The sequence below is a fragment of the Streptomyces sp. NPDC002896 genome (assembly GCF_040295225.1).
In the GTDB taxonomy this organism is placed as follows: Bacteria; Actinomycetota; Actinomycetes; order Streptomycetales; family Streptomycetaceae; genus Streptomyces.
In genome coordinates this window covers 342,231-357,012 of the sequence record NZ_JBEOVA010000008.1, presented here as the reverse complement: position 1 = coordinate 357,012, position 14,782 = coordinate 342,231, and the positions used below count along the sequence as shown (strand labels likewise).

Genomic DNA, 14,782 nt, shown 5'->3' with positions numbered 1-14,782 from the left:
GGTGATACCGAGGCGCTTCCTTGGCCGCCGCGTATGAACGACCACTGTCGATTCTGCCTCACCGTACGGTGAGCATGTGACGGAATGTCCGGACGTGGCGACCGAATGCCCGAACATCACACCCCCTCCGCACCCGCCGCCGGCCCCACGCACAGCGCCTCAGCTTCTGAGATCCACCAGCAGCGGCGGCGCGTGCTCACCTCGTACGTTCGTCAGGGACAGCACCGCATGCCCGGGCGGCACGCCGTGGGCCAGCTCGGAGGCGGACCAGCGCTCGCGCTCGACCTGGCGGACGGTCACGGCGCGGGCCGTCGGGGCGTGGCCGGTGATCACGCGCCGCAGGACGTGCACGGTCTTGCCGAGCGGGGTCTCGGCGATGATCTGCCGGTCGGTGACGTCGCGCGCCTCGGTCCACTCCTTGCCCCACACCTCCGCGAAGTCCTGCCCGTCCCACGGCGTGAGCCCCGACAGCGCCATACGGCAGCCGATCGAGCCCAGCAGAGGCCCGCGCAGCGGCCGCGGAACGTCGTCGAGCGTGCGCAGCGTCAGTACGGCTCCGGCGTTCGCCGACCGCAGCCGCTGGATTCCGCGTACCGCCTCCGGAGTGACCGCACCCGTCGCGTCATCGAGGACGAGGCAGGCGAACAGCGACCGGTCGTCGCGGACGGCGGCGCTGGCCGTGAACTGGGCGAGCACGAGCCTGGCGAGGATCCGTGAGGCGTCGGCGTGCCCGCGCTCGGGGAGGTCGATACGGACCCGGACGGGGTGGTCCAGCGCCCGCAGCGAGAACGGACGCCCCTGACCCGATGTGTCGAAGAAGGCCGCGAAGGCCGGCCGGTCCAGCAGCGCGAGCCGGTCGGCGAGCACCCCGCCCAGGTCTCCGGGATGGCCCAGCTGCCGCTCACGGGCGTCGAGTTCGCGCAGCATCACGTCCTGCCCGGCGTCGGTGAGCGCCTTGCGCAGCGCGCCGAGCGGACCGGGCGCACCGTCCAGGAGCTGCCGCAGCTCGGGTACGGAGGGGAAGCGGCCGTGGACCGCGTGGAAGGGCCCGAGCAGCTGGGCGAGCACGGTGGTGGGGCGCCGGCTGCCGCCGCCGGGGTGCGGGTCCGCGAGGTCCCCGACGAGGGCCTCGGCGAGAGCGGCCGCGGCCTCGTCGGGATCGTTGGTTCCGCCGTACAGATCGAGGTCGTAGACGGATTCGGGGTTGCCGATGCGCACGACGACGTCGTACGCGTCGGCGGGCCCGAGCCCGGCGCCCGCGGCACCGACCACGACCACGGCGGCCCGCCCCGCCAGCGCCTGCAGGCACAGCGACTCGGCGAGCGGCCGCACGACACTGCCGGTCTTGCCGGATCCGGCCGGGCCGACGGCGAGCAGCGAGGTGCCGAGCAGATCGGGACCGAGCGCCAGTCCGGTGCCGCGGTACTGGTAGGGGTTGCGCGGGTCGTCTGCGGCCGTGCCGATCCGTACCTGCGCGGTGGCGAGATCGTGCCGGGCGGCCCGGGCGGGGAGGTCGCGCTCGCCGGAGGGGTGCAGACAGGCGGCGGCTCCGTCCTTGAGGACGGCGCGGGTGAAGGCCGCGAGGTTGTGCTGCCCGGTGCGTACACCCTGCCACGCGCGCGTGATCCTCGCGTGGTCGACGTCGCGCATCAGCCCGGCGCGGGCTTCGGCGGCGAGCTTGTCGGCGGCGTCCTGGGCGCCGGCGGACCTGAGCTGTGGCCATTGGGCGGGGTCCGCCTCGGGCGCGGGTGGGGGCTCGGCCCTCGGCGTGGCCCGCCGCCACGCGGGGAGCCCGTACCGCCGCCAGATCTCCGACCACCGGCCGAGCCGCCCGACTCCCACCATGATCACCAGCGCGACGACGGTGTAGTACGCATAGACGGCGACGACAGCGGCGAACGAGTGGGGCTCGGCCCAGGAGTCCGGAATCATCGCGTAGAGCGGCAGCAACCACCATCCGCCCAGGTACCCGTTCCACAGCAGCGACCAGATCAGCCACCCCACGAGGAACGCGATCAGCGCCCCGCTCAGCAGCTGCCTCGCCGGGATGACCTCCGGCTCCTCGGCGGGCCGCGGGCGATGCCCGAACCGCCAGACACCAGGTGCGGCTTCGGGCCGGGGGGCCCGCAGCCAGGCGAGAAAGGCGGACCCGTCGGGAACGGGAGGCGCTCCGGGCGCCCGCACCGGCCGAGGCGGGACACCGTCCGACGGCCCGGCAGCCGGGGACTGCGCGGGCACTTCGGGCCGCGCGGCCCCCCCGGCCCGCGAAGCCACGCCGCCCGACGGCTCGCCTTCCGCAGGCTGCACATCCGACGACAGCGTGCCGTCCGGCGGACCGGCGGTCGGCGGACCCGAGGCCGCCGGACTCGCGGCTGGGGGTTGTGCGGGCTGCACGGGTTCCGACGGCACGTCGCCCGGCTCTCCGCCGCCGTACGGCGTCTGGGCCGATGCCGACCGCCACGGCCCGTCGCCCGGCGTGGCCCCGCCCGGCCGGGGCCCTGCCGGGCGCGGCACCGGATCGGCGTGGGTGCCGTGTGCGTCCTGCGTGCCGTCGGTGTTCATGGACCCCTTGCCCCCTGGCCTGCCGGTACGTGCGTCATCCGCGGGTCAATCTAGTGCGCTCGTATGGGGAGTTCACCGGTTACGCGCCCGGGCCTGCGGGAATGCGTCAGTGCCCCGGCTTGGGCGCCCGGGCGGACGCTATGTCCACCACGGACAACCGACCCCTCCGACAACGCCCTCATGGAGCATGCCCACTCCGACCCCCCGGACCTAGCCTGCGAAGAGAGAACCGAAGCGTCCGGAACACAAGCGTCCAAAAGAAGCGTCCGGAAGTCCGGAAATTCCGGATACGAATACCTCGAACACCACCCAGGAGCCCCTCATGAGCGCACTTCCGCAGGAGCGCCGCGTCGTCACCGCCATCCCCGGCCCGAAGTCGCAGGAGCTGCAGGCCCGACGCACCGCCGCGGTCGCGGCGGGTGTGGGCTCCACGCTGCCTGTGTTCACCGCGCGCGCGGGCGGCGGCATCATCGAGGACGTCGACGGCAACCGGCTGATCGACTTCGGTTCCGGCATCGCCGTGACGTCGGTCGGCGCCTCCGCCGAGGCCGTCGTACGCCGGGCCTCCGCCCAGCTGCAGGACTTCACCCACACCTGTTTCATGGTCACCCCGTACGAGGGCTACGTGGCCGTCGCCGAGGCGCTCGCCGAGCTGACCCCGGGCGACCACGCGAAGAAGTCCGCCCTGTTCAACTCGGGCGCCGAGGCCGTCGAGAACGCCGTCAAGATCGCGCGTGCGTACACCAAGCGCCAGGCAGTCGTCGTCTTCGACCACGGCTACCACGGCCGCACCAACCTCACGATGGCGCTGACCGCCAAGAACATGCCGTACAAGCACGGCTTCGGCCCGTTCGCGCCCGAGGTCTACCGCATGCCGATGGCGTACGCCTACCGCTGGCCGACCGGCCCTGAGAACTGCGGTCCCGAGGCCGCCAAGCAGGCGATCGACCAGATCACCAAGCAGGTCGGCCCCGACAACGTCGCCGCGATCATCATCGAGCCGGTGCTCGGCGAGGGCGGCTTCATCGAGCCGGCGAGGGGCTTCCTGCCCGCGCTCGCGCAGTTCGCCAAGGACAACGGCATCGTCTTCGTCGCCGACGAGATCCAGTCGGGCTTCTGCCGCACCGGCCAGTGGTTCGCCTGCGAGGACGAGGGCATCGTCCCGGACCTGATCACCACGGCGAAGGGCATCGCGGGCGGTCTGCCGCTCGCCGCCGTCACCGGCCGCGCCGAGATCATGGACGCCGCACACGCGGGCGGCCTGGGCGGCACGTACGGCGGCAACCCGGTGGCCTGCGCGGGCGCGCTCGGCGCGATCGAGACGATGAAGGAGCTCGACCTCAACGCGAAGGCGAAGCGCATCGAGGAGGTCATGAAGGACCGCCTCACCGCCATGCAGGAGAAGTACGACATCATCGGCGACGTGCGCGGCCGCGGCGCGATGATCGCCATCGAGCTGGTCAAGGACCCGGCCACCAAGGAGCCGAACCCGGAGGCCACCGCCGCCCTCGCCAAGGCCTGCCACCAGGAGGGCCTGCTGGTCCTCACCTGCGGCACCTACGGCAACGTGCTGCGCTTCCTGCCGCCGCTGGTCATCGGCGAGGACCTGCTCACCGAGGGCCTGGACATCATCGAGACGGCCCTGGCCCGTATCTGAGTACCCGCACGACCGACGAGCCGCGATCTGCCCGAAGCGGGCGGATCGCGGCTCCGTATGTGCTCTGACATGTGTGGACGCCATACGGTAGAACTCTCGTGACCTGGGGTAACGGTCAGAGCATGTGAAGAACGTGTGCGAGGGCCATGGCAGGATGCCGTTCCGCCTGTTCGGTCCCGCACCCCTGCCGTAGGTTTTAGCCAGATGAGAGAAACACCCCGCTCACAGGCGACTGTGGGCGACGCCAGGTCGCGGCCTCCCCAGCTTCGTCCTGGTCGTGCCTTCGCGCACACACCCGGAGTTTCAGGCTCCGGAACTCCTCACCGGTCGGACGGCCGCCCGCCCCAAACCCCCCGGGGCGTGCGGCAAACCGATCAGGACGGCCGCCCCGGAACTACCCCCCCTGTTCCGGGGCGGCCGAACGCGCTTCGGGGCCTGCGCACCCAGGCCCTGTGCGCCCTCCTCTTCCTCTTCGCACTGCTCACCTGGCAGGTGGCCGCCCAAGGCCCGCTGCGCCGGGTGGACGAGCGCATCGGTCTGGCGGCGAGACAGACCCGCCTCCCCAACAACGTGGCGGAGTTCTTCGCCGACCTGGGCAGCGTGACGATCGCAGTGCCGGTCCTGGCCGGCGTCGCCGGCTACGTCGCCTGGCACGCCCGCCGCACCCGTACGCCCCGCTGGTGGCTGCCGCCGCTGGCCGCCCTGGTGGCGATGGCGGCCGTCCCCCTGCTCGTCGTCCCGCTCAAGCTGCTGATCGACCGCCCTGGCCCGCCCGGCATGGGGCTCGGCCACGGCTTCTACCCCTCGGGCCACGCCGCCACCGCGGCCGTGGCGTACGGGGCGGCGACGCTGCTCCTGCTTCCGTATCTGCGCGGCAGCGCCTACACCCGCCGCGAGGTGGTGATCGGCTGTCTGCTCCTGAACGCGGCTGTGGGCTTCGGCCTGGTCCGCCGGGGCTACCACTGGCCGCTGGACGTGCTGGGCAGCTGGTGCCTGTGCGGGGCGCTCCTCCTGTTGCTGAGCGCATGTATCGACAGGTTCGGCGAGGACCCGGCGGAAGCGTCTTCTTCGGCGGACAGTCCAGCAGAGCCTTCTCGCTGAACGGCCGCCACGCGCGCGTGGCGGCCCGGCTCATCTGTGCTCAGCTGTCGAAACCCAGGCCCAGCCGGTCCATCCCCTTCAGCCATACATTGCGCCGGCCGCCGTTCGCGTCGGCGCGCGCCAGCGACCACTTGGTGAGCGCGATGCCCGTCCAGGCGAACGGCTCGGGCGGGAAGGGCAGCGGCTTCGTGCGGACCATCTCCAGGGACGTACGTTCGGTGCGCTCGCCGGACAGCAGGTCGAGCATGACGTCCGCACCGAAACGGGTGGCGCCCACGCCGAGGCCCGTGTAGCCGGCGGCGTAGGCGACACGGCCCTTGTGCGCCGTGCCGAAGAAGGCCGAGAAGCGGGAGCAGGTGTCGATGGCGCCGCCCCACGCGTGCGTGAAGCGCAGACCCTCCAGCTGCGGGAAGCAGCGGAAGAAATGCCCGGCGAGCTTCGCGTAGGTCTCCGGCCGGTCGTCGTACTCGGCGCGCACCCGGCCGCCGTACGGGTAGACGGCGTCGTAGCCGCCCCACAGGATGCGGTTGTCCGCGGACAGCCGGAAGTAGTGGAACTGGTTGGCGCAGTCGCCGAGACCCTGGCGGTTCTTCCACCCGATCGAGGCCAGTTGGGCGGCGCTCAGCGGCTCGGTCATCAGCGCGTAGTCGTAGACCGGGACGGTGTACGGCCGGACGCGCCGGACCAGGGACGGGAAGACGTTGGTGCCGAGCGCGACCCGGCGGGCCAGGATCCGGCCGTACGGCGTGCGGACGCCCATGCCGGCACCGCGCGGCGTCAGCGAGAGCGCGGGGGTGTGCTCGTACACCCGCACTCCCAGCGCGAGGCAGGCGCGTTTGAGGCCCCAGGCGAGCTTGGCGGGGTGGAGCAGGGCGACGCCCCGGTGGTCCCAGAGGCCGCCCGTGAATGTCGGTGAATCGACTTGTTCCCGTACCGCGTCTGCGTCCAGGAGTTCGATGTCGTCCGCGAGACCGAGGCGGCGCATCTCCTCGTACGTCTCGCGGAGCTCCTCGGCCTGGTAGGGCTCGGTGGCGACGTCGATCTCGCCGCTGCGTTCGAAGTCGCAGTCGAGGGAGTAGCGGGCGACGGCCGCCTCGATCGCGTCGAGGTTGCGCGCGCCGAGATCCTCGAGCCGCGCGATCTCGCCGGGCCAGCGGGACAGGCCGTTGGCGAAGCCGTGCGTGATCGACGCGGCGCAGAAGCCGCCATTGCGGCCGGAGGCGGCCCAGCCCGCCTCGCGGCCCTCGACGAGCACCACGTCGCGGCCGGGGTCGCGCTCCTTGGCGAGGAGCGCGGTCCACAGTCCGCTGTAGCCGCCGCCGACGACGAGCAGGTCGCACTGCTCGGCGCCGGTGAGGGCGGGTTCGGGGCGCGGCCTGCCGGGGTCGTCCAGCCAGTAGGACACCGGCTGGGCGTCGGAAAGAGATTTCGTCCAATGGGCCATGGCGCTAGGGGCCATGATGTCAACTCCCCACGAGGGTACGAGAGGTTTATGCCTTGTTTGCGCGGCGCTTTCCGACCAGCATTCCGCCCAGCACGCACAGTACGGCCACGAGGAACATCGCCGTGCCGATGACATTGATCTGGACGGGTGTGCCGCGCTGCGCGGATCCCCAGACGAACATCGGGAAAGTGACGGTCGAGCCGGCATTGAAATTGGTGATGATGAAATCGTCGAAGGAGAGCGCGAAGGCGAGCAGCGCACCCGCGGCGATTCCGGGGGCGGCGATCGGCAGCGTGACCCTGATGAATGTCTGGAAGGGGCCCGCGTAGAGGTCCTGTGCCGCCTGCTCGAGGCGCGGGTCCATCGACATCACGCGCGCCTTGACCGCCGTCACCACGAAGCTCAGGCAGAACATGATGTGCGCGATGAGGATGGTCCAGAAGCCCAGCGGGGTGCCCATGTTCAGGAACAGCGTGAGCAGCGAGGCGGCCATGACGACCTCGGGCATCGCCATGGGCAGGAAGATCAGCGAGTTCACCGCGGAACGCGCCCGGAAGCGGTAGCGGACGAGCGCGAAGGCGATCATCGTGCCGAGGACGGTGGCACCGAGCGTGGCCCAGGCGGCGATCTGCAGGCTGAGCCCGAGCGATCCGCACAGGTCGGCGACGCCGCACGGGTCGGTCCAGGCGTCCGTGGAGAACTTCTGCCATTCGTAGTTGAAGCGCCCCTTCGGATCGTTGAAGGAGAACACCGTCACGACGACGTTCGGCAGCAGCAGATAGGCGAGCGTGAGAAGACCGGCTATGACCACGAGATTCCGGCGAATCCAGCGGCCGAAGGATCCAAGGGACATCAGACGAGATCCTCCGTTCCGGACTTGCGGATATAGAGGGTGACCATGACGAGGATCGCCGCCATGAGAATGAAGGAGAGCGCAGCGGCCGTCGGATAGTCGAGAATCCGCAGGAACTGCGTCTGGATGACGTTGCCGACCATTCGGGTGTCGGTGGAACCGAGCAGATCCGCGTTCACGTAGTCGCCGCTGGCAGGAATGAACGTGAGCAGCGTGCCGGAGACGACACCCGGCATGGAGAGCGGGAACGTCACCTTTCGGAAGGTCGTGAACGGCTTCGCGTAGAGGTCGCCCGCCGCCTCGTGCAGCCGCCCGTCGATGCGCTCCAGCGAGGTGTACAGCGGCAGGATCATGAACGGCAGGAAGTTGTACGTCAGGCCGCACACCACCGCGAGCGGCGTGGCCAGGACGCGGTCGCCGGCCGTGATGCCCAGCCAGCTCGTGACGTCCAGGACGTGCAGGCTGCTCAGGGCGCCGACGACCGGGCCGCCGTCCGCGAGGATCGTCTTCCACGCGAGCGTACGGATCAGGAAGCTGGTGAAGAACGGCGCGATCACCAGGATCATGATCAGGTTCCGCCAGCGGCCCGCGCGGAACGCGATCAGATACGCGAGCGGATAGCCGAGCAGCAGACACAGCACCGTGGCGGCACCCGCGTAGAGGACGGAGCGCAGGAACTGCGGCCAGTACTCGGTGAGCGCGTCCCAGTACGTCGCGAAGTGCCAGGTGACCTTGAAGCCGTCTTCCAGAGAGCCCGTCTGCACGGACGTGGAGGCCTGGTAGACCATCGGCAGTGCGAAGAAGACCAGGAGCCACAGGATGCCGGGGAGCAGCAGCCAGTACGGGACGAGGCGGCCGCGCCTGCGTGGCCTGCGCGGCTCCTCGACGGGCGTGGGCGCGAGCGGCGGCGCCTCGGTGACGGTCGTCATGCCGCGGCCTCTTCCTCGACCGACTCGATACCGGCATCGATGTCCTGGGCGGCGTCCAGGCCGAAGGTGTGGGCCGGGCTCCAGTGCAGGACCACCTCGGCGCCGGGCACGAGGCGCCCGTCGCGCTCGATGTTCTGGGCGTACACCGCAAACTCGTCGCAGACCGGGGTGTCGATGACGTACTGCGTCGAGACTCCGATGAAGCTGGTGTCGGCGATGGTGCCGGTGATGCGGTTGCGGCCGTCGGGGATCGAGCCGGCGTCGTCCGCGTGCGTGAGCGAGATCTTCTCGGGGCGTATGCCGACGAGGACCTTGCCGCCGGCAGAGGCGGGGGCGGAGGTGCGCGCGGCGGGCAGGACCAGCTTGCCGTCGGCGGCCTTGACGATGATCTCGTCGCCGCTCTTCGCGTCGACCTCGGCCTCGATCAGGTTCGAGGTGCCGAGGAAGTTGGCGACGAACGTGGACTGCGGGTTCTCGTAGAGATCGGCGGGCGAGCCGAGCTGCTCGACGCGGCCCGCGTTCATCACGGCGACCGTGTCGGCCATGGTCATGGCCTCCTCCTGGTCGTGCGTGACATGGATGAAGGTGATGCCCACCTCGGTCTGGATGCGCTTGAGTTCGAGCTGCATCTGGCGGCGCAGCTTGAGGTCGAGGGCGCCCAGCGGCTCGTCGAGGAGCAGCACCTTCGGGTGGTTGATCAGCGCGCGGGCGACGGCGACACGCTGCTGCTGGCCGCCGGAGAGCTGGTGCGGCTTCTTGCGGGCCTGCTCGCCCAGCTGCACCAGGTCGAGCATCTCCTCGACCTGCTTCTTCACCGACTTGATGCCGCGCCGGCGCAGACCGAAGGCGACGTTCTCGAAGACGTCGAGGTGCGGGAAGAGCGCGTACGACTGGAAGACGGTGTTCACGGGCCGCTTGTACGGCGGCAGCGCGGTCACGTCCTGGTCGCCGAGCGCCACGGTGCCGGTGGTGGGCTCCTCCAGGCCGGCGATCATGCGCAGCGTGGTGGTCTTGCCGCAGCCGGACGCTCCGAGCAGCGCGAAGAAACTGCCCTGCGGCACGGTGAGGTCGAGGGGGTGCACGGCGGTGAAGGAGCCGTAGGTCTTACTGATCCCGGAAAGGCGAACGTCGCCGTTGGTGTCGGTCATGTGGGGTTCCCAGGGGTCGAGGGGGACGGGAGTGGCTGTGGGCAGGCGCCGGCGCCTACGCCCCCGTGAGCTTGGCGAACTTCTCCTCGTACGCCGTCTCTTCCTTCGGCGCCAGCGACCGGAAGGCGTGCGACTTGGCGGCCATGGCCTTGTCGGGAAGGATCAGCGGATTGTTCGCCGCGTCCTCGTCGATCTTCGCGAGCTCCGCGCGCACCCCGTCGACGGGGCACACGTAGTTGATGTACGCGGCGAGCTGCGCGGCCGGCTTGGGCTCGTAGTAGTAGTCGATGAGCCGCTCGGCGTTGGTCTTGTGGCGCGCCTTGTTGGGGACCAGCAGGTTGTCCGAGGACGTGAGGTATCCGCTGTCGGGGATGACGAAGTCGACCTCCGGGTTGTCCGCCTTGAGCTGGACGACGTCGCCCGCCCAGGCGAGACAGGCCGCGAGGTCGCCCTTGGTGAGGTCCGACGTGTAGTCGTTGCCGGTGAAGCGGCGTATCTGGCCCTTGTCGACGGCCTTCTGCAGACGCGCGACCGTCGCGTCGAAGTCGTCGTCCGTGAACTTCCCGGGGTCCTTGCCCATGTCGAGCATCGTCATGCCGATGCTGTCGCGCATCTCGGAGAGGAAACCGACGCGCCCCTTGAGCTTGGGGTTGTCGAGCATGTCGGAGACCGAGGAGACCTTCTCGCCGTCCAGCGCCTTCTTGTTGAAGGCGATGACGGTCGAGATGCCGGTCCAGGGGTACGAGTAGGCGCGGCCCGGGTCCCAGTCGGGGCTGCGGAACTGGGACGACAGATTGGCGAACGCATGGGGCAGGTTGGACGGGTCCAGTTTCTGGACCCACCCGAAGCGGATGAGCCGGGCGGCGAGCCAGTCGGTGACGCAGATGAGGTCGCGGCCGGTGTCCTGGCCGGCCGCCAGCTGCGGCTTGATCTTGCCGAAGAACTCGACGTTGTCGTTGATGTCCTCGGTGTACTTGACCTTGATCCCGGTGCGTTTAGTGAACGCGTCCAGCGTCGGGTGGTGCTTCTCGCTCTCGTCGACGTCCATGTACTCGGTCCAGTTGGAGAAGTTGATCTCCTTCTCCTTCGCCGAGTGGTCCTCGGACGAGACACCCTGGCTCTTGCTCGCCGGGGGGATCCCGCAGCCGCTCAGCACCCCGAGGCCACCCACGGCGAGCGCGCCGCCGGCGGAGGCACGCAGCAGGGAACGGCGGGTGAGGGCGGCTCTGCCGTTCCTCATACTGCGCCGCATGGCGGCCAGTTGGGCTGGGGAAAGGCGGTCGGGCTCGAACTGCTGCATGCGCGTGGTGCCCTTTCGGGTCGGTTCCCTTGGGGTGATGACTGCCCTTGGTGGGGTGAAGGGGTGCCTTGCGGGTGGTGGGTGCCGCTGGACGGGCGGCGGTTACCGGTCCCCGAAGACCGTGCGGTGCCAGTCCTTCCTGGGCACCGCGGTGTTGTCGAACATGACGTGCTTGATCTGCGTGTACTCCTCGAACGAGTACGAGGACATGTCCTTGCCGAAGCCGGACGCCTTGTATCCGCCGTGCGGCATCTCGCTGATGATCGGGATGTGGTCGTTGACCCAGACGCACCCCGCCTTGATCTCGCGGGTCGCGCGGTTGGCGCGGTACACGTCGCGGCTCCAGGCGGACGCCGCGAGGCCGTACGGGATGTCGTTGGCGAGCCGGATGCCCTCGTCGTCGCTGTCGAAGGGGAGCACGGCTAGCACCGGCCCGAAGATCTCGGACTGCACGACCTCGCTGTCCTGGGAGGCGTCCGCGATCAGCGTCGGCTTGTAGTACGCGCCGTTCTTCAGGGAGCCGCCGGGTGCCTCGCCGCCGGTGACGATCCGCGCGTAACCCCTGGCGCGCTCGACGAATCCGGCGACGCGGTCGCGCTGGACGTGGGAGATGAGCGGGCCGAGGTCGGTGGACGGATCGAAGGGGTCGCCGAGCCGGACGGTCTCCATCAGGTCTGCCACGCCCTGGACGAACGCCTCGTAGAGCGGACGTTGCACGTACGCGCGCGTGGCGGCCGTGCAGTCCTGCCCGGTGTTGATGAGCGCGCCCGCGACCGCGCCGTGGACGGCGGCCTCCAGGTCGGCGTCGTCGAAGACCACGAAGGGCGCCTTGCCGCCGAGTTCGAGATGGATGCGCTTGACCGTCGCGGTGGCGATCTCGGCGACGCGCTTGCCGACGGCCGTCGAGCCGGTGAATGACGTCATGGCGACGTCGGGGTGCCCGACGAGACGCTCGCCGGCGTCCTTGCCCTCGCCGGTGACGATGTTGACGACACCGTCGGGAATGCCCGCGTCGGTGGCCGCCTGCGCGAAGAGCAGGGAGGTCAGAGGCGTCAGCTCGGAGGGCTTCAGGACGATGGTGTTGCCGGCGGCGATGGCCGGCAGGACCTTCCAAGCGGCCATCTGCAGCGGGTAGTTCCAGGGGGCGATGGACCCGACGACCCCGATGGGCTCGCGCCGGACGTACGAGGTGTGGTCGCCGCTGTACTCCCCCGCGGACTGCCCCTGGAGATGGCGGGCGGCACCCGCGAAGAACGCGGTGTTGTCCACCGTGCCCGGCACGTCGAACTCACTGCTCAGCTTGATCGGCTTGCCGCTCTGCAGCGACTCGGCCTGCGCGAACTCCTCGGCGCGCTCGGCGAGTACGGCGGCGAAACGGTGCATCGCGTCGGAGCGCTCGCCCGGGGTGGCGCCCGCCCAGCCCGGAAAGGCCTCGCGCGCGGCGGCGACGGCGGCGTCGACATCCGCGGGGCCCGCGAGTTCGTACGTGTACACCTCGTCGCCCGTGGCCGGGTCGACCACCGCGTGGGTGCGGCCCGCGGTGCCCTTGGTCAGCCGGCCCGCGACGTACTGCGCGCCGTCAGCGAAGCGGTCGTGCGCAGACCAGCGGTCGCGGTTTCCGTGCCCCGGGTTCTGCATGTCGCTCTCCTCCGCCGACCTCCCCTTTTGCGTGAGGGCAGGCGTGGCTCCAGCTCGATTTGAGTGCCGATCCTGACAGAGCCATACTCCCCCAACAAGTGATTCCGTTGTTTCCTTTTGGTTACGCGACGGAATCTGTCGACGCGCAGGCCGAAAGGCGCGGAAAACCGGAGCATTGTGTCAGTGGCGGCTGCGAGACTCGGGGCCATGGTGACGATCAATTCGCGGGAGTCCCTGACCAGGGAGATCCGCACGGGGGCGAGGGTCAAGTACCTGCACTTCTGGGGGCACAGGCCGCGGCCCGACGGGACCGTGGGCGCGAGCTGCCTCAGCCAGTGGTGGCCGGCTCCGTTCACGGTCGGCGGCGTCGAGTACGCGACGGCCGAGCACTGGATGATGGCCGGTAAGGCGCGGCTGTTCGGCGACGCGGAGGCCGAAGAGCGTGTGCTGGCCGCCTCCTCGCCGGCCGCCGCGAAGAAGGCGGGGCGGCTGGTGCGCGGCTTCGACGAGGCGATATGGGCGCGCGAGCGGTTCGCGATCGTGGTGGAGGGCAGCGTCCACAAGTTCTCGGCGCACGCGGATCTGCGGGAGTTCCTGCTCGCCACGCGGGGCCGAGTGCTCGTGGAGGCCAGTCCCATGGACCGGATATGGGGAATCGGCCTGGCCGCGGACGACGAGCGGGCCGGGGATCCGGAGCGCTGGCGCGGGCTGAACCTGCTGGGGTTCGCGTTGATGGAGGCACGCGAGCGGCTCGCCGCGTAACTCCCTGACCGGCCCTGGCGGCCCGGGACACCCGGACCGCCAGGGCGGGAGCGTGCGTCAGGCCATCCCCATGACGCTGGCGAACAGCAGTACGCCGAGCAGGGGCAGCAGCACGGTGGCCACGATGCCGCAGACGAGACCGGCGGTCGCGGCACCCTTGTTCGTGGCCTCGCCGCGGTTGGCCTTGCCCCGGCCGACCGCACCGAAGATGATCGCGAGGATGCCGAGGATGACCCCGAAGATCCACAGGAAGAACGTCAGGCTGCAGACGACGCCGATGATGCCCAGGACTAGACCGGTGGTGCCCATACCGTTGCTCGGCTGCAGCGGCACCACATAGCCCGGTGCTCCGTACGGCACGGCCGGCGGCGCGGCCGGCGGGGTCGCAGGACCCGGGTAGCCGTATCCCGGAGTGGGCGGAGTGGCCGGCGGTGTCGCCGGACCCGGGTAGCCGTACCCGGGAGCCGGCGGAGTGGGCGGCTGCTGCGGCGCCCCGTACGGGTTGTTTCCGTAGTCGCCGGGTGGTCCGTAACCACCGGGCTGTGCATTGGGATCGGACACGAGACGATCTCCCCTCCGTTAATGAGTCGAGCCATCGTATGGCCATGTGCACGACCAAAGGGCTCAGCTGTCGGAGCCCACGATCAGAGAGGTGGAGTAGGGGTCGTTGTCCCCCGTGTCCTCGTACTCCGACAGACTGCTGAATCCCCAGATCATCAGGCCCACGACCACTATTCCCAGCACGATGCCGACAATGCCCGTGATGATCCCCGTGATGGCCATCCCGGAGTTGGTCGCCTCACCGCGCCGCACCAGTTTGCGGCCCAACACGCCGAAGATGATGGCGAGGATGCCGAGGACGATGCTGACCACGCCGTACAGGCAGAACAGACAGACCGAGAGGATGCCGAGGACCATGGCCGCGATGCCCATGCCGTTGCGCGGCTGCACCGGCATACCGGGCCACCCGTATCCGGGGTAGCCGTAGCCGCTGTATCCGTGCCCCGCCGCGCCCGAGGTCTCGGGGTAGGGCGGCAGGCCCCCGTAACCCAGGGCCGGGCCGTCGGGGGCGGGCGGCACCGGGGGCACCGCGTCGCCCGGACCCGGAAGCGGACCCGGGACCGGCCCCGGTCCTGAAACGGGGCCCGGACCCGCGCCGATGCCCCCGTCCAGCGGCGCGAAGGAACCGCCCACCCGCCCGTCGATGAGCGTCTCCTGCTCGTGCACCGGCGCGGCCTGTCCCTGCGCGGCCTGTCCTTGCTGCGGCGGCACCGGCGCCTGCTGCGGCTTGCCCAGCGCGACCTTGGGAGCGGACTCATCTGGCGGTGCCCACGGGTCCCGGGGTGCGGGATCGCCCGGTATGTACTGGTCGTTGTCGGTCATCCGGG

12 protein-coding genes are annotated in these 14,782 nt (G+C 70.2%); 3 read left to right on the top strand and 9 right to left on the bottom strand.

Going from position 1 to position 14,782, the window contains the following annotated elements:
• Positions 1-159: 159 nt before the first annotated feature.
• Positions 160-2,562: an ATP-binding protein gene (locus ABT009_RS17495; RefSeq protein ID WP_351294799.1), complete on the bottom strand. Its 2,403-nt coding sequence runs from the start codon at positions 2,560-2,562 to the stop codon at positions 160-162.
• Between the two features lie 322 nt (positions 2,563-2,884).
• Between ABT009_RS17495 and gabT the strand changes: the two genes are divergently transcribed.
• Both gabT and ABT009_RS17485 read left to right on the top strand, forming a co-directional pair.
• Positions 2,885-4,219 carry a 4-aminobutyrate--2-oxoglutarate transaminase gene (gene gabT / locus ABT009_RS17490; RefSeq protein WP_351294796.1) on the top strand — a complete coding sequence of 445 codons (1,335 nt, stop codon included), beginning with the start codon at positions 2,885-2,887 and terminating at the stop codon, positions 4,217-4,219.
• A gap of 360 nt (positions 4,220-4,579) precedes the next feature.
• Positions 4,580-5,320: a phosphatase PAP2 family protein gene (locus tag ABT009_RS17485; RefSeq protein WP_351294793.1), complete on the top strand. Its 741-nt coding sequence runs from the start codon at positions 4,580-4,582 to the stop codon at positions 5,318-5,320.
• 40 nt (positions 5,321-5,360) lie between these two features.
• Here ABT009_RS17485 and ABT009_RS17480 read toward each other — a convergent pair whose 3' ends face one another.
• The 6 genes from ABT009_RS17480 to ABT009_RS17455 all read right to left on the bottom strand — a co-directional run bounded on the left by ABT009_RS17480 (position 5,361) and on the right by ABT009_RS17455 (position 12,632).
• Positions 5,361-6,779: an NAD(P)/FAD-dependent oxidoreductase gene (locus ABT009_RS17480; protein ID WP_351294790.1), complete on the bottom strand. Its 1,419-nt coding sequence runs from the start codon at positions 6,777-6,779 to the stop codon at positions 5,361-5,363.
• A 31-nt stretch (positions 6,780-6,810) separates the two neighbouring features.
• A complete protein-coding gene (locus tag ABT009_RS17475) occupies positions 6,811-7,617 on the bottom strand; it encodes an ABC transporter permease (protein ID WP_351294787.1) in 807 nt (268 codons plus the stop codon).
• On the bottom strand, positions 7,617-8,546 hold the full coding sequence (locus tag ABT009_RS17470) for an ABC transporter permease (RefSeq protein WP_351294784.1): 930 nt from the start codon (positions 8,544-8,546) through the stop codon (positions 7,617-7,619). Before ABT009_RS17470 ends, ABT009_RS17475 begins: the two co-directional genes overlap by 1 nt.
• On the bottom strand, positions 8,543-9,694 hold the full coding sequence (locus tag ABT009_RS17465; RefSeq protein WP_351294781.1) for an ABC transporter ATP-binding protein: 1,152 nt from the start codon (positions 9,692-9,694) through the stop codon (positions 8,543-8,545). Before ABT009_RS17465 ends, ABT009_RS17470 begins: the two co-directional genes overlap by 4 nt.
• Positions 9,695-9,749: 55 nt before the next feature.
• The gene (locus ABT009_RS17460) at positions 9,750-10,994 is read right to left on the bottom strand and encodes a polyamine ABC transporter substrate-binding protein (RefSeq protein WP_351294778.1); all 1,245 of its coding nucleotides are present in this window, start codon (positions 10,992-10,994) and stop codon (positions 9,750-9,752) included.
• Positions 10,995-11,096: 102 nt separating this feature from the next.
• Positions 11,097-12,632 (bottom strand): gamma-aminobutyraldehyde dehydrogenase, encoded by a 1,536-nt coding sequence (locus ABT009_RS17455; RefSeq protein WP_351294775.1) that lies wholly within the window; start codon positions 12,630-12,632, stop codon positions 11,097-11,099.
• A 207-nt stretch (positions 12,633-12,839) separates the two neighbouring features.
• On the opposite strand from ABT009_RS17455, the gene ybiA reads away from it, so the two are divergent.
• Positions 12,840-13,394 (top strand): riboflavin biosynthesis intermediates N-glycosidase, encoded by a 555-nt coding sequence (gene ybiA / locus ABT009_RS17450; protein WP_351294772.1) that lies wholly within the window; start codon positions 12,840-12,842, stop codon positions 13,392-13,394.
• 57 nt (positions 13,395-13,451) lie between these two features.
• On the opposite strand, the gene ABT009_RS17445 is transcribed toward ybiA, so the two are convergent.
• Positions 13,452-13,955 (bottom strand): DUF4190 domain-containing protein, encoded by a 504-nt coding sequence (locus ABT009_RS17445; RefSeq protein WP_351294769.1) that lies wholly within the window; start codon positions 13,953-13,955, stop codon positions 13,452-13,454.
• A 63-nt stretch (positions 13,956-14,018) separates the two neighbouring features.
• Positions 14,019-14,777 carry a DUF4190 domain-containing protein gene (locus ABT009_RS17440; RefSeq protein WP_351294766.1) on the bottom strand — a complete coding sequence of 253 codons (759 nt, stop codon included), beginning with the start codon at positions 14,775-14,777 and terminating at the stop codon, positions 14,019-14,021.
• Positions 14,778-14,782 lie beyond the last annotated feature (5 nt).

Excerpts from the sequence above, each read along its gene's own strand:
- ABT009_RS17455 (WP_351294775.1), bottom strand. The coding sequence starts at position 12,632 with ATGCAGAACCCGGGGCACGGAAACCGCGACCGCTGGTCTGCGCACGAC.
- ABT009_RS17440 (WP_351294766.1), bottom strand. The coding sequence starts at position 14,777 with ATGACCGACAACGACCAGTACATACCGGGCGATCCCGCACCCCGGGAC.
- ABT009_RS17495 (WP_351294799.1), bottom strand. The coding sequence starts at position 2,562 with ATGAACACCGACGGCACGCAGGACGCACACGGCACCCACGCCGATCCG.
- ABT009_RS17470 (WP_351294784.1), bottom strand. The coding sequence starts at position 8,546 with ATGACGACCGTCACCGAGGCGCCGCCGCTCGCGCCCACGCCCGTCGAG.
- ABT009_RS17465 (WP_351294781.1), bottom strand. The coding sequence starts at position 9,694 with ATGACCGACACCAACGGCGACGTTCGCCTTTCCGGGATCAGTAAGACC.
- ABT009_RS17480 (WP_351294790.1), bottom strand. The coding sequence starts at position 6,779 with ATGGCCCCTAGCGCCATGGCCCATTGGACGAAATCTCTTTCCGACGCC.
- ybiA (WP_351294772.1), top strand. The coding sequence starts at position 12,840 with ATGGTGACGATCAATTCGCGGGAGTCCCTGACCAGGGAGATCCGCACG.
- ABT009_RS17460 (WP_351294778.1), bottom strand. The coding sequence starts at position 10,994 with ATGCAGCAGTTCGAGCCCGACCGCCTTTCCCCAGCCCAACTGGCCGCC.
- ABT009_RS17475 (WP_351294787.1), bottom strand. The coding sequence starts at position 7,617 with ATGTCCCTTGGATCCTTCGGCCGCTGGATTCGCCGGAATCTCGTGGTC.
- gabT (WP_351294796.1), top strand. The coding sequence starts at position 2,885 with ATGAGCGCACTTCCGCAGGAGCGCCGCGTCGTCACCGCCATCCCCGGC.